9 protein-coding genes and 1 other annotated feature are annotated in these 14346 nt (G+C 36.9%); of the genes, 2 read left to right on the top strand and 7 right to left on the bottom strand.

The window, feature by feature from the left end; genetic code table 11:
• Positions 1-46: 46 nt before the first annotated feature.
• From tdc to metG, 4 genes are all read right to left on the bottom strand, one after another.
• Entirely contained in the window at positions 47-1918 is a 1872-nt protein-coding gene (tdc, locus tag AC6R0T_RS02370) for a tyrosine decarboxylase (protein ID WP_206902276.1), read from the bottom strand.
• A gap of 461 nt (positions 1919-2379) precedes the next feature.
• Positions 2380-3636, bottom strand: a complete 1257-nt coding sequence (gene tyrS / locus AC6R0T_RS02365) for a tyrosine--tRNA ligase (protein WP_206902275.1) — start codon at positions 3634-3636, stop codon at positions 2380-2382.
• Positions 3637-3786: 150 nt separating this feature from the next.
• Positions 3787-3988: a binding site (T-box leader), on the bottom strand.
• A gap of 285 nt (positions 3989-4273) precedes the next feature.
• Positions 4274-6946: a cation-translocating P-type ATPase gene (locus AC6R0T_RS02360; protein WP_303753799.1), complete on the bottom strand. Its 2673-nt coding sequence runs from the start codon at positions 6944-6946 to the stop codon at positions 4274-4276.
• 450 nt (positions 6947-7396) lie between these two features.
• Positions 7397-9406 carry a methionine--tRNA ligase gene (gene metG, locus AC6R0T_RS02355; protein ID WP_206902273.1) on the bottom strand — a complete coding sequence of 670 codons (2010 nt, stop codon included), beginning with the start codon at positions 9404-9406 and terminating at the stop codon, positions 7397-7399.
• A 293-nt stretch (positions 9407-9699) separates the two neighbouring features.
• On the opposite strand from metG, the gene AC6R0T_RS02350 reads away from it, so the two are divergent.
• Positions 9700-9975 (top strand): hypothetical protein, encoded by a 276-nt coding sequence (locus tag AC6R0T_RS02350; RefSeq protein WP_206902272.1) that lies wholly within the window; start codon positions 9700-9702, stop codon positions 9973-9975.
• Between the two features lie 19 nt (positions 9976-9994).
• Positions 9995-10828, top strand: coding sequence for an NUDIX domain-containing protein (locus AC6R0T_RS02345; RefSeq protein ID WP_206902271.1), 834 nt, complete (start codon positions 9995-9997; stop codon positions 10826-10828).
• Positions 10829-11080: 252 nt separating this feature from the next.
• Here AC6R0T_RS02345 and AC6R0T_RS02340 read toward each other — a convergent pair whose 3' ends face one another.
• The 3 genes from AC6R0T_RS02340 to rlmN all read right to left on the bottom strand — a co-directional run bounded on the left by AC6R0T_RS02340 (position 11081) and on the right by rlmN (position 14303).
• Positions 11081-12046, bottom strand: coding sequence for an RNA-guided endonuclease TnpB family protein (locus AC6R0T_RS02340; protein ID WP_303753798.1), 966 nt, complete (start codon positions 12044-12046; stop codon positions 11081-11083).
• 273 nt (positions 12047-12319) lie between these two features.
• A complete protein-coding gene (gene aac(6'), locus AC6R0T_RS02335) occupies positions 12320-12874 on the bottom strand; it encodes an aminoglycoside N-acetyltransferase AAC(6')-Ii (protein ID WP_230710261.1) in 555 nt (184 codons plus the stop codon).
• A 355-nt stretch (positions 12875-13229) separates the two neighbouring features.
• Positions 13230-14303, bottom strand: coding sequence for a dual-specificity RNA methyltransferase RlmN (rlmN, locus tag AC6R0T_RS02330; RefSeq protein WP_230710494.1), 1074 nt, complete (start codon positions 14301-14303; stop codon positions 13230-13232).
• Positions 14304-14346: the final 43 nt, after the last annotated feature.

Raw genomic sequence — 14346 nt, 5'->3', positions numbered from 1 at the left:
TCGATCAGTTACCTGACGGCAACTGACCCTGCCGTCTACTGACTGATTAGTGTGCTGAATGTACTAATTTTTCTGCATAGATTTTTTCCAATTTTTCTTGAAGCGCAACTTTGATTTTTTCAGCATATTGTTCAAAGTTTTCTTCTTTATTCATATATGGTGTCATTACGCTGGCACGCAATACGGTAATTTTTTCCACCCGACGCCATTCTGCATCTGAAAAACCAAGTTGGTTAACAAATTGTAATGGGCTGTCACCATAATCAGGTACAGCAAAGTCAGTATGTGAAGTTAAGAATTCATTACCATAAATGCTTCCTTTGACATATGAAGAGTAGTCATAAACATCGTGATTTAATTTATTCATTGCTTCTAAATCATCATTACCTTTTTCTTTGAAGACATAGTCTACCATGTTGAAATCAGGATAAGTTAATGGGTGTACTTCAATTTCTTTATCGCCAACTTTAAAGGACAAGTTGTTTAAGAAGTTAAAGAAACGGTGTGAACCTTCAATAGATGCCCCCATTAATTTACCATACCCGGCAACATTCAATGGTAAAACATGATGTGCAGCCCAAACACTGGCAGCTGTTGCACCGGCTTTGGAACCTTCTAAGATATAAGCGCCTAGTAAGGCAGGAATATCAGCACCTTTTTCAAAAACGTAAGTTGCAAAATAAGAAATTACATCCCGCATCCGAATATCTTGGATAACAATCCCACCAGCAGAATAAGGAACATAACCCATTTTATGCGGGTCAATTGTAACAGATTCAGCTTCTTTTATGGCACGATAAGCATTGTACACTTCTTCTAAAATATAATTTTTATTTTCAGTGAAGACTCCATTTTCAAAATGAACATCTTTTAATTCTTCAAATGGGATAAAGTTATTATCTTCGTCTAGGAAAATGGCACGACCATAACCACCATAAGCAGCGTCTACGTGCAAGTAGAAATAAATACCGTCTTTTGCTAAAACGTCGCGTAGGGCAGCAATTTTATCGATTGGGTCGATTGCGCCTTCTTCTGTTGAACCAACAACACCCACAACACCTAAGATTGGTGTTTTATCAGCGGCTAAATTGCGCACGATTTTTTCAAGTTCATTAACATCCATCCGGTAATTGTGATCCACTGGTACTGGAATAACTTGATCCAAGCCAATCCCAATAATGTCAGCAGCTTTCAACCATGAATAGTGTTTTGTTTGTGGAACTAACCATTTTCCTAATTTTTCTAGGTTCTTACCACTACGGGCAGAAGCAGCTTTAATATCATCAATTTTTTCGGGCACTGTTGCAAGTAAGTCCATAATTTCTTTCGTAGACAAATTCAAAAGTTCCCATTCTGACTTACCACTAACTAATTCTGGTGTAACTTCTTTCATGGCAAGCGGTAATGATTTAATGTTGCGGGCATACCATAAGCCTTCTAAGTTTGCTAAAGAACCGTCAGCAACAATATGTCCCCAACCATCGCTATAGCTCATTAATTGCGCAAATTCACGCCCTACTTCTTCTTCCATTTGACTTGTAGCAGGAGATGATTCATAGGCTACGTTATTGCCGTTCCAAAGCATAGCAAAGTTATAGGCTAACAATGATGGCATTAACGTTTCTGAATTCATATGTCCCCAGTAACGTCCGGCAGTATGCCATGGGACAGAATGACTGCGCATCCGTGATGAAATTTCAGATAAAACATCTTCCATTTTGTTGACAGTGTTTTTAAAACTTTCACTGCTTTTTTCTTCAGGCGTAATAATTGGCATGTCTTGTGGCATGTAATTTTGGCGCCAGCCTAAATGCTCGTCTACTAATTCGTTTAACAAAGCTTTGTAAATTTGGCCATTTTCAGCTTTGTCCCCAATAAATAGGGCATTTAGATTCAAATCGTTTCCTTGTTCACTCATGATGAACTCCTCCTAAAAAAGTATTGATAAAAATTTTGTCGTCTGTAGGTTACACCTGTTCTTTTTAAAAGTAAAATCATATCTGGACTGTTTTTTAATCAAATTCTTAATTGTTAAATTGTTTCAAAGTTCAAGTCAATTGTGAAAATTTAATAAACCAGTCTGCGTGATACTTTTTGTCTGAAAATTCTAAACAGATGTAAAAACAATCGTTATTTTAAGTGGTGGAATTTTAGTCGATTTTCTTATTCGTGAATTATTTTTAGGTTAACCTCAATCTGATAGTCATTATCTTTGTGAAGTGATTTTATTTTACATACGATAAAAAAAGAGCACTCTGTCAAGACAGAATGCTCTTTTTCGTAACGTATTAACAGTGATCTTTACTTTTTTAAGACCAGTTCATCATTTGAAATGGAAAATGAAAATCATTGTTTTTCAAGGTAAAAAATTATTGAATTCTAATTTAATACTTTGGCCAAAAAGTATTTTTTCTTACCTTTTCTGATAACAACGAATCTTCCTTCGAAATGATCAGATGGTGTTACGACAAAATTTAAATCAGTGATACGATCACCGTTAATACTTATAGCTCCGTTTGAAACATCTTCTCGTGCTTGACGTTTTGATGGTTCAATTTTTGTTGCTACTAATAATTCCACGATATTTTCAGGGTCGTTGGAAATTTCAACTGTTGGCATTTTGCCAAAACCTTGTTCAATTTCAGTAGCATTTAAATCTTTGATATTACCAGAGAATAACGCTTCGGTAATTTTTTGCGCTTCGTCTAAATCTTCTTGGCTGTGAACAAAGCGGGTCACTTCTTCAGCTAAGCGGCGTTGTGCTTCCCGTTTTTCCGGTTCAGTCGCAACTTTTTGCGCTAATGTATCGATTTCTTCTTTATCTAAGAAAGTAAAGAATTTCAAGTATTTAATGACATCCCGATCATCTTGGTTCAACCAAAATTGGTAGAATTCAAATGGGGAGGTTTTCTTAGGATCTAACCAAACAGCGCCTCCGGCAGTTTTACCAAATTTCGTTCCATCTGCTTTTAGCATTAAAGGAATTGTTAAACCAAAGGCTTCTGCTTCTGGTCCTTCTAATTTTCTGATCAAATCAAGACCAGCTGTAATGTTTCCCCATTGATCGGCACCACCGATTTGAAGTTGTACACCAAAAGTTTTGAATAGGTGTAAAAAGTCGATGGATTGTAAAATTTGGTATGTGAATTCGGTAAAGGAAATCCCCACTTCCAAACGACTTGAAACAATATCTTTTGCCAACATTGTGTTAATGTTGAAGTTTTTACCGTAGTCTCTTAGAAATTCCAATAATGAAATTTTTGATAACCAGTCAAAGTTATTTACAAAACTGATGTTAGCATCTTTACCAAATAACTTGCGCATTTGATTGGATAATGCATCCACATTATGTTGCACTGTTTCCATTGTTTGCAAAGTTCTTTCTGTTGTACGACCACTAGGATCTCCAATTGTTCCTGTTCCACCACCGATTAAAATATAAGGACGGTGGCCCGCCAATTGAAATCTTTTCATCATCATGAAAGGAATTAAATGTCCAATGTGCATGGAATCACCTGTTGGGTCGACACCACAATAAAGCGCAATGCTCTTTTCATCTACGAGTTTACGTAGACCTTCTTCATTGGTTTGTTGGTTGATGGCATCCCGCCACGTTAATTCATCAATAATATTCATCTTATTGACCTCCGTCTATATTTATGAAAGCAGTAAACTGCTGGCATAGCAAAATTTTATTTTGTTATTAAAAAATGTTTTTTATTACACGACGTTCAAATGTAAGTAATTTTTAATTTAGGATATAAAAAAAATCCCTTGGCAAAATTGCCAAGGGACGAAAATTCGCGGTACCACCCAAATTATATGCTATAAAAGCTAGCATATCACTCAAACATTTAACGCTGTCGCGCGGCTTTACGCCAAGACTCCGGAAGTGTAATTCACACAATTAGCATGTACTGGTTTGCAGCTCCACCAGCTCTCTTTAACAGCGGCTATTGTCCTACTGTGTTTCCATCACAGTCATCATTTATTAATGTGTCTACATCATAAAACTGTACAATCGGTTTGTCAACAAGAAAGACGTTATTTTTTTCAGAATAACATTTTTTGAAATAAAAATTACAGCGCTATTTTTCCAAAAAAAATTAGCTGTCACAGCATAATTATTCATAGTGAAAAAGGTATGGTACATCACTTTGACAAGCTTTTTCCATCGGTGTAAAAATTGCAGGTGTCACCGGCAAACACCTTACTATAAAATAACAAAAAAAAGACTGGGATAATAGGATAATCCCAGCCTCTTTCACTTTATTTATTCTTTACCCATCGCTCTTTGGAAAGCTTTCACAATTTCCACGACTGGAATAATCGCAAAGGATGAACCAACAACAATTCCCCATTGATATAAATCAAGATGTGCAACGCGGAAGATATCATTTAATCCTGGTACAACAATGATTACCATCATCAAGAAGAATGAAAGTAAAATTGCCCAGTTGAATGATTTGTTGCGGAATGGCCCAACTTTAAATAAGGATTGGTGAACAGATTTCACGTTAAATGCGTGGAATAACTGCATCAAGCCTAGGGTTGCAAATGCCATGGTTAAAGCATCACTATGAATTGCTTCATAAGTTGCGTGGACTGGCCACTGGATAGCAGACCAATAAACAAATAAAACCGTAGCCGCTTCTAAAATACCTTGATAAATGATACTTGAGAAGACACCGCCAGAAAACAAGTTGGAGTTGCGTCCTCGTGGTTTATGACTCATTAAATCTTTTTCAGCCGGCTCCATTCCCAAAGCAATTGCTGGGAAAGTATCCGTTACTAGATTGATCCACAATAAATGAATTGGCAATAAAGTATCCCAATTTAACATCGTTGCAATAAACAACGTCAAAACTTCACCCAAGTTAGCTGCCAATAAATATTGAACAGCTTTTTGAATATTAGAGAAAACTTTACGACCTTCTTCTACAGCCACAACAATTGTTGCAAAGTTATCATCAGCTAAGACCATATCAGAAGCCCCTTTAGAAACTTCTGTACCGGTAATACCCATACCAACACCGATATCTGCTTGTTTTAAAGCCGGAGCATCATTAACACCATCGCCTGTCATCGCAACAACTTTGCCTTCTTTTTGCCAAGCTTTAACGATACGCACTTTGTGTTCTGGAGACACACGGGCATAAACAGAATAGTTTGCAACTTTTTGCGCAAAATCATCGTCAGACATTTGATTTAATTCAGCACCTGTTAAAACGGCAGCATCATCCCCGGCTTTAATAATCCCAAGACGTGCCGCAATTGCTTCTGCGGTATCTTTGTGGTCACCAGTAATCATAATCGGACGAATACCGGCTTCTTTGGCTACCTTAACAGCATCTGCAGCTTCAGAACGTTCTGGGTCAATCATGCCGACTAAACCAGCAAAGATTAAATCATTTTCGACTATTTCTGTTTCTAAATTAGTTGGAATAGCGTCCACATATTTATACGCCATACCTAAAACACGCAATGCTTGTTTGGCCATATCTTTGTTATTGCTCAAGATTTTTTGTTCTTCAGCGTTTGTCATTGGTTTTACTTCATCAAATACTTGATACTGTGTGCAACGATCTAGTAAAACATCTGGTGCGCCTTTAACAGCAACTAAATAGCGACCATCTGCTTCTTGGTGAATGGTTGACATTAATTTACGATCTGAATCAAAAGGTAATTCTGCAACTCGTGGTTCTGCTGCTACTTTTTCAGTAACATCAAAGCCTTGGTCTTGTCCAAATTTCACAAGTGCAGTTTCTGTTGGGTCCCCAATTAATTCGCCTTCTTGACTGAATTTTGTATCATTGGCGTAGTTCATAATTTTAAGGGCCATATTGTTATCTGGAATATGTTCAGACGATGGATATTGACGATCATTGGTATAAAGTTTTTCAACTGTCATTTGGTTCAGCGTTAACGTCCCTGTTTTATCTGAGGCGATGATATCTGTTGAACCTAATGTTTCTACCGCTGGTAATTTACGGATAATCGAATTACGTTTTGCTAATACTTGCGTACCTAAAGCTAAAATAATTGTAACGATTGCTGGCAAACCTTCTGGAATTGCAGCAACGGCTAGAGATACAGAAGTCAATAGCATATCCATCCAAGGTGTACCGTTAACTAAAGTTCCAAACAAGAACATGATCACAGCAATAACTAAAATTGCAGCTGTCAAGAATTTACCTAAGTGATTCAAGTTATTTTTCAGTGGTGTTTCGGTTTCATCCGCAGCTGCCAACATACCTGCAATCTTACCAACTTCGGTATTCATCCCTGTATTTACAACTACACCTTTACCACGACCATAGGTAACATTACTGTTGGAATAAGCCATATTAATACGGTCGCCAATACCAATTTCAGTACCTTCTAAAACAACCAATTCTTTTTCTACTGGTACAGATTCTCCAGTCAAAGCCGCTTCTTCAATTTTTAAAGAACTAGACTCAATCAGACGCATATCAGCTGGAACAACATCGCCGGCTTCTAACAATACGATATCCCCAGGCACAAGATCTGTACTCTTAATTGATAACGCATGACCGTCTCTTACAACATTGGCATTTGGTGTGGACATGTCTTTTAAAGCTTCAATCGCAGCTTCTGCTTTTGACTCTTGGACCACACCCATCACTGCGTTAATAATGACAACTAACAAAATAATGATGGAATCAACCGGCTCGTGAGGCGCAGAAATAATTGCGGCAACCAATAAAACTAAAATCATCAAGTCTTTGAACTGTTCAAAGAACTTTTGGACCATTGATTTTTTCTTGCCTTCTTCCAGCTCGTTTTCACCGTATTCACTTAGACGCTTTTTGGCTTCTGCGGCACTTAGACCGTCAGCAGTTGCATCTAACTCTTTTAGAACCTCATCTGGCGTTTGGGAATAAAACGCTTGGCTCAACTGCTGTTTTTTGTTTTCTTCTGACAATTTTGTTCCTCCTTTGAAATTATCATCCACAAGTCAGCTAAAAAAAATAGACTTGTGTATGTGCATAACATACATAAGTCTCACTAATTAAGGCAACACCAGAAAGTTAATTTCGGTTGGTGATGTTGCCACAGCTTATGCTGCTAGTTACTCCCTCATGAAAACATATAAATACAAGAAACATTATATAGTAGATTGCAGCCATGGGCAAATACTTTTCGCAAAAATCCATGGTAGAAACAAATTAAGGTTAGCTTTTTTTCGCGCTTTTTTTTCCTAAAAAAACGCTGATTAAATAATCTTTGCCACTAGCTTTCAACTCTTTAAAAGTAAGAAGGAGATTTTCGAAAATTGTTGCACAAATTTTTGAAAACTCTATACTTCACTTACAGTTTAAATAAAATAAGCCATATTACTTACGTGAAAACGTAAGTAATATGACTCGTTTCATTAGGCGATCACGGAACCATTTGGCATTTGTTTTGGTGCCTCCACAATGGCTAAGTTTCCTTTTTCATCTTCTGCTGATAAGATCATCCCTTGACTCACTTGTCCCCGCATTTTTCTTGGTTTCAAGTTCGCTACGATTACGACCTTTTTACCAATCAGCGCTTTAGGATCAGGATAAAATTCCGCAATCCCCGATAAAATTTGGCGATCTTGACTGTCACCAGCAGCTAGACGAAATTGTAATAATTTGTCTGCCCCTTTGACTTTTTGACAGTCAATAACCTCTGCGACTTTCAATTCTACTTTATCAAAATCATCGTATTTAATTTGTTTTTCTTTTACTGAAACCAATTCCGTTTCTTCTGGATCCCATTTTACTGCTTCTTCTGGGTTACTTACTCCTTCAGTCATTTTCTTTTGAATGTAAGCAACTTCTACTTCTTGATCCAAACGTGGGAAAATTGGCGTACCTTTGGCAACAACTTTCGTATCACGTGGAAATTCCCCAAAACGTAGATCTTTTAAGTCCATTGTTTCTGGATCCAAGCCTAATTGTTGGAAAATTTTCTTTGGTGTTTCAGTCATAATCGGTTGTAATAAAATTGCCGCAATGCGCAGACTTTCAGCTAAATGCACCATCACACTGTTTAATTCAGCTTTTCTTTCTTCATCTTTGGCTAATACCCAAGGCTCTGTTTCATCAATATATTTATTGGCACGAGAAATCAACGCCCATACTTCTGATAAAGCAACACTAAATTCCATTTTATCCATCGCTTGGTGATAACGCCCCACCACATTTGCCGCTGTTGTTGATAATTCACTATCAAAAGCGGTAACTTTTGATGCATAAGCAGGGACATTGCCATCACAATATTTATTAATCATGGCAATTGTACGGTTCAATAAGTTCCCCAAATCATTGGCTAAGTCATAATTTACCCGTGCAACAAAATCTTCTGGGGTAAAGACACCATCAGAACCAAAAGGCATTGCCCGCAATAAGTAGTAACGCAGAGCATCTAAGCCGTAACGTTCCACGAGCATTTCAGGATAAACCACGTTACCTTTTGATTTACTCATTTTGCCATCTTTCATTAATAACCAGCCGTGACCAAAGATTTTTTTTGGCAATGGTAAATCTAATGCCATTAACATAATCGGCCAATAAATCGTGTGGAAACGAACAATTTCTTTGCCTACCATATGCACATCTGCTGGCCAATACTTGTCAAATAAATGCGTATCGTCTGAACCGTAGCCCAATGCCGTAATATAATTTGACAAAGCATCGATCCAAACATAAACAACGTGTTTTGGATCAGATTTAACTGGAATCCCCCACTTGAAAGTCGTTCGTGAAACTGCTAAGTCTTCTAAACCTGGTTTAATAAAATTATTGATCATTTCATTTTTGCGCGATTCCGGTTGAATAAACTCTGGGTGTTCATTGTAATATTCTAGCAGGCGATCTGCGTATTTACTCATACGGAAGAAATAAGATTCTTCTTTAACCAATTCAACTTCATGACCGCTTGGCGCTTTACCGCCAATCACTTTACCATCTTCATCACGATAAACTTCGGCTAATTGGGTTTCTGTAAAATACTCTTCATCAGAAACTGAATACCAACCTTCGTATTCTCCTAGGTAAATATCACCTTGTGTTAACAGTTGATCGAAGATTTTTTGAACAGCCGCTTTATGATAGTCATCTGTTGTCCGAATAAATTTATCGTAACTAATATCTAATGTCTTCCATAATTTTTGAATGTCTGCGGCCATTTTATCCACATATGTTTGGGGTTCAACCCCCAACTCCAATGCTTTTTTCTCAATTTTTTGACCGTGCTCATCAACACCAGTTAAGTAAAAAACATCAAAGCCCATTAAACGTTTGTAACGAGCAACGGCATCACAGGCGATTGTCGTGTATGAATTTCCGATATGCAATTTGCCGCTGGGATAATAAATTGGGGTTGTAATATAAAAAGTTTCTTTGCCAGCCATGGATTTTCCTCCTAGTTAATAAAAAAGTTAAATGACTTACCTTAAAAATACAGTCAAAAAAATAAAATAAACACCAAAATAGGCTGCTAACCGTACTTTAGCCAAGGTAGTCAAACTAATTTTCAAGTACACATCACGTAAATGATTCTTAGCTAGTATACCACAATTCCAACTTTCTTTAAGTCCTTTTCCTTGTAAAAAACATCGGCAAATTCATTTTCCCTCTATTTCGTCGCCTTAAAAAAAGTTTTTTTGGTATAATAAAAGAGATTAACGAAATTGAGGGAAATAATATGACTAAAAAACATCGTCTTTTAATAGCTGCAATTGCCATTTTAACGCTCTTACACATGGTATTTTGCGCCTTTTACAGCCGCTTGTACGGCTATTTTAATTTACAAGATAACTTACGACTATTTCTTTTAGCAACATTAATATTTCGCGGGATTTTCTTGGCTGTTATTGCGATTTCAGGCTTTATTAGCCTAAATGACAAAGCTAGTAAAGTAACGCCCTTTTATTTGATTTTCTTTTTGTTTAATTTGATTATTCCATTTGTTTTTAATTAAAAGTAGAGGTGAGCCGTTTATGCCAGAATTTGCAACATTAGCTGAAGAAAAACAATACTATGAACAAGTCGCCACCGAAGAAGAATTTCTCCAGTGGTATAAAAAACAAGATCACCCAGAATACGAAAAGCCATCTTTAACTGTAGACATGGTTTTAATGTGTTACAACAAAGAAGAAGATCAATTAAAAATGCTTTTAATCAAACGAAAAAGCCATCCTTACCGTAATTCTTGGGCTCTCCCAGGTGGTTTTGTTATGCCCAATGAATCAACGGATGATTCTGTCTTACGAGAAACGCAAGAAGAAACTAGCGTCGAAATTTCTAAATCAAATATTGAGCAGCTCCATACTTTTAGTACGCCTAATCGCGATCCTCGGGGTTGGGTCGTTACCGTCAGCTATTTAACTTTTATTGGTGAAGAACCACTAAGTGCCGGCGATGACGCCGATGACGTTCGCTGGTTTACGATGGAAAGAAAAGGTAGTGAGCTTTATTTAACCAGTGGTCACGATGTTGAAATCATTTTGAATTTAAAAACCGGCGCTTCTTCTGGCAGTGACTCTTTGGCTTTTGACCATAGTCAAATTGTCTTAAAAGCATTCAACCGGGTAGCAGAAAAAATGGAGCATGAACCGCGCGTCTTACAAGTCTTAGGACCAACTTTCACGATTACCGAAGCTCGTAAAGTTTTTGCGAAATTTTGGGGCATGGATTTTAAAAGTATTGATCATTCCAACTTCAAAAAAGCTATGTTGCAATACTTTGTTGAAATCGGAGAAAAACCATTGGGAATTGGTCGTCCTTCAAAAATTTATCGTTTAAAAGATGATGTCCTGTTGGCAAAATTTTGATCAAAAAAGCTCTCGGTACTCATTTAGACACGAATAATCAATCAATTTTTTAGAAGACTTCAGCTTATTTTTTAGATGGCTGGTTTACAAAATCAGCTAAAAAAACGTCATTAAGGCCAATGACATTTAACTGTCAGCCTTTAATGACGTTTTTTTATTTGGTTTATCATAATTAGTGAACGGATTCCTAGAAACAAAGCCAAGCTTTTTTATCCCCTAGGCGAGCCCTGGAGTCCCTTCCAGTTAAACTGTTTAACTGATTTTTCGCACCGTTTTAGCGGCTGTTAAAAAAATCACTTTTTTCCCGTACCAATTGGCTTTATACTGCAACTTAACTAAAAACCTTTGCCAGTCCGCCAACGTAAAAGATCCCTCTATCCCATGTTTTGGGACTTTAACATATAAAAAATCATAGTTTTTAATCAGATGCATTGTTAGTTCGTCAATCCACGCTTTTTTTTGCTGTTGCTTATGATGGTACAATTTTTGTACCTTTAATTTTTGTTTTTGATAGTTTTTGGCCTCTGCCAATCTCACTTTGCGTTGCTGTGCACTTTTGGCTTTTATTTCCAATTTTCGTTTGGCTTTTTTTAACTTGGTTTCAAGGTCATTTACACAAAGTTGACGACAAAATTTTAATTGATTGCCTACAACAAGCTGATTTGGAGCAAAACGTAATTCAATTTCAGTTTTAGTCTTAGGCAAATGACCAACTTCTTCTTCACATAATAATGAAACATAAAACTGTTGCAAATTCTTTGCAGTAATTGTTGCAGATTTAATTTTTCCTACCACTTTTCGATGACAAACAACGGCAATGGGCTGTTTTAATTTAGGTACCTTCAATAAGTTATCCTTTAACCAGATTGTCTGTTGCTGATTATTCGTGGTGTAAGACTGCCACGTACTTTTTTTGAGCTTCATTTTTGGATGCCCACTTCTACCTTGATAATAATTTTGAAATGCGCGCGCTAAATTTCGTTGTGCATTTGCTAATGCCAAGCTATCGGTTAATTTTAAAAAAGGAAATTCCTTTTTTAAGGCAGCAGGTGTCAGCTTTTTACTTGCTTCAATCGTATTGAACTGACGCTGTTTTAAAAGCGTATTGTACGTAAAGCGAACGCAACCAAAAGTTTGAATTAAAAATTTTTGCTGTGCTTTGGTTGGATAAATGCGAAACTTGTAAGCCTTTAGCACTTTCCTTTGGTTTTTCCCCATATTTTCCCCTTAAAAAGCATACTCCCCAACAAAACAACAAGCCGGCAATTGCTGGTAACTAGCAATTACTTTTTCTTCAATATGAAATGCAACACTCAAATTTTCTGAATATTGCATCTTTTATCTTTGTAAACAATTTTAAAGAATCTTCTGAAAAATTGCAAGTCCGTTTTTACTTGTGAAAAATTTATACATTCCAATTAAAAATACTCGAACACCTTTAGTTAGCTAGCAGACCAACTTTAAGGTTATTCGAGTATTTGTTGTGCTTGTTTATTCTTCTGTTAGTTCTTCAAAATCACCAATTCGCTTTGCCATAATAATATCTGGTTTAAACCAGCCGTTTGCGTCTGGAATCACACCGGTAATTTGATAGCCCATTTTTTGATAAAAACTGTAGGGGTGATTCTTTAGATTTTTTATTTGCGCAATCGTGCCAAAAAGATCCTGATACAAATCCACTTGACTTAACGTTGTTTCATCATTTTCGTCATCAGTACCTAAATAAATAGTAATGCCACCGCGAGATGCAATTTCAGATTCTAAAAAAGATACTAAGCGAGCCCCGATTTTTTGACGTCTAAAATCAGAAACAACAACTAATGGATGCATTTCCCAGCCGGTTTGACCATATTGTGGGATTGCACCAACAAAGCCGACTAAGTCATCTTCCACCAATGCGGCTACGGCAATACGCTCTGGTGCTAACAATTTTTCAACTTCTGCTTTTGCTGTTTGCCCATAATCTTTCGGCCAAGTTTTCGCTAAAAGATCCGCCAACTGGTCTCTTAAAATCCGATTATCTCGTTCAAATTCTGTAATTAACATTGGCATGCGCCTCCTGTAGTATTATGGGTAGTTTACCAATAATTAGAAAATGTCGGAAATAAAATGCTTTTTACTTCTTTTCAATGAAAAACGCAACGTCATTTTTAGCTTTTGGAAAAAAAGCACGCTATTTAAGTAATAAGCCAAAACCAGGGCAAAAAGGCTGGCCGATGATAAAAAAAGTTGAGATAAAAGCCAGGCTGACTTTCATCTCAACTTCAAAAATTTTTCTTTCGGATATCTGAGTGGACGTTAATTCATCTCAACTCCTATTTGCAAATAAACAGTGTGACCAAAGGAGCTTCTTTTGCGATAAGTGTAATTCTTGAAGAGGTAGCGCTTGTTCCAACCGCTCTTAAGCTTGCTGTTTTTGCTTTTGTTCTTGCATTTTTTTACTACGTAATTGCCCGCAAGCCGCATCGATATCTGTTCCGTGTTCTTTGCGAATAACACAATTAATCCCATTGCGTTTTAAAATATCGTAAAAACGTAAAACATCCGCTTTATCGCTGCGGGAGTATTGATCGTGCTCACTAACTGGGTTATAAGGAATCAAGTTCACGTAGGCTAATTTTTTCTTATCTTTTAATAGATCTGCCAACTCTTGCGCATGATGTGGGCGATCATTTACATTATTTAACATAATATATTCAAAAGTCACCCGTCGATTTGTCTTTTCAATATATTCGTCGATTGCTTCCATTAACACTTCAATTGGATAGCTTTTATTGATGCGCATCATGGAACTTCTCACTTCATTATTAGGTGCATGCAATGAAATCGCCAAGTTAACCTGTAACCCATTGTTTGCAAATTCTTTAATTTTACGCGCCAAGCCACTAGTTGAAACAGTGATATGGCGAGCGCCAATGGCTAAACCTTTGGCATCATTAATGACTTGAATAAAGTTCATCACGTTATCATAATTATCAAATGGTTCACCAATTCCCATTACCACAACATGGGAAACACGTTCATCTTCACCGCGTTCATCAAAGTAATGTTGAACCAACATAATCTGCGCAACGATTTCTCCGGTAGTTAAATCCCGTTGTTTGCGCAAAAGCCCACTGGCACAAAAAGTACACCCAATATTACAGCCAACTTGGGTCGTGACACACACAGACATCCCATATTCTTGTCGCATCAAAACAGTTTCGATCATTAATTTATCGGGCAACTCAAATAAGTATTTGACCGTTCCATCACTCGCTTCTTGCACAACCAGTTGTTTTAATGGATTAACGATGAAATGCTCTTCTAACTTTGCGATTAAATCTTTAGATAAGTTGGTCATTTGGCTGAAGGCTGTAACCCGTTTTTCATAAAGCCATTCCCAAACTTGGGTCGCTCTAAATTTCTTTTCGCCATTTTCAATAAACCAATGAATTAATTCTTCTTTATTTAAACCATAAATCGATGGTTTCATTGTAGGTTTTCTCACAATTTTTCCCCTTTTTGACAGATTCGCT

The sequence above is a fragment of the Enterococcus sp. S86.2 genome (genome assembly GCF_059834485.2).
The sequence above is the reverse complement of the archived record's forward strand: the minus strand, read 5'-3'. Positions and strand labels throughout refer to the sequence as shown.

Excerpts from the sequence above, each read along its gene's own strand:
- tdc (WP_206902276.1), bottom strand. The coding sequence starts at position 1,918 with ATGAGTGAACAAGGAAACGATTTGAATCTAAATGCCCTATTTATTGGG.
- tyrS (WP_206902275.1), bottom strand. The coding sequence starts at position 3,636 with ATGAATATTATTGATGAATTAACGTGGCGGGATGCCATCAACCAACAA.
- metG (WP_206902273.1), bottom strand. The coding sequence starts at position 9,406 with ATGGCTGGCAAAGAAACTTTTTATATTACAACCCCAATTTATTATCCC.
- AC6R0T_RS02350 (WP_206902272.1), top strand. The coding sequence starts at position 9,700 with ATGACTAAAAAACATCGTCTTTTAATAGCTGCAATTGCCATTTTAACG.
- AC6R0T_RS02345 (WP_206902271.1), top strand. The coding sequence starts at position 9,995 with ATGCCAGAATTTGCAACATTAGCTGAAGAAAAACAATACTATGAACAA.
- AC6R0T_RS02340 (WP_303753798.1), bottom strand. The coding sequence starts at position 12,046 with ATGGGGAAAAACCAAAGGAAAGTGCTAAAGGCTTACAAGTTTCGCATT.
- rlmN (WP_230710494.1), bottom strand. The coding sequence starts at position 14,303 with ATGAAACCATCGATTTATGGTTTAAATAAAGAAGAATTAATTCATTGG.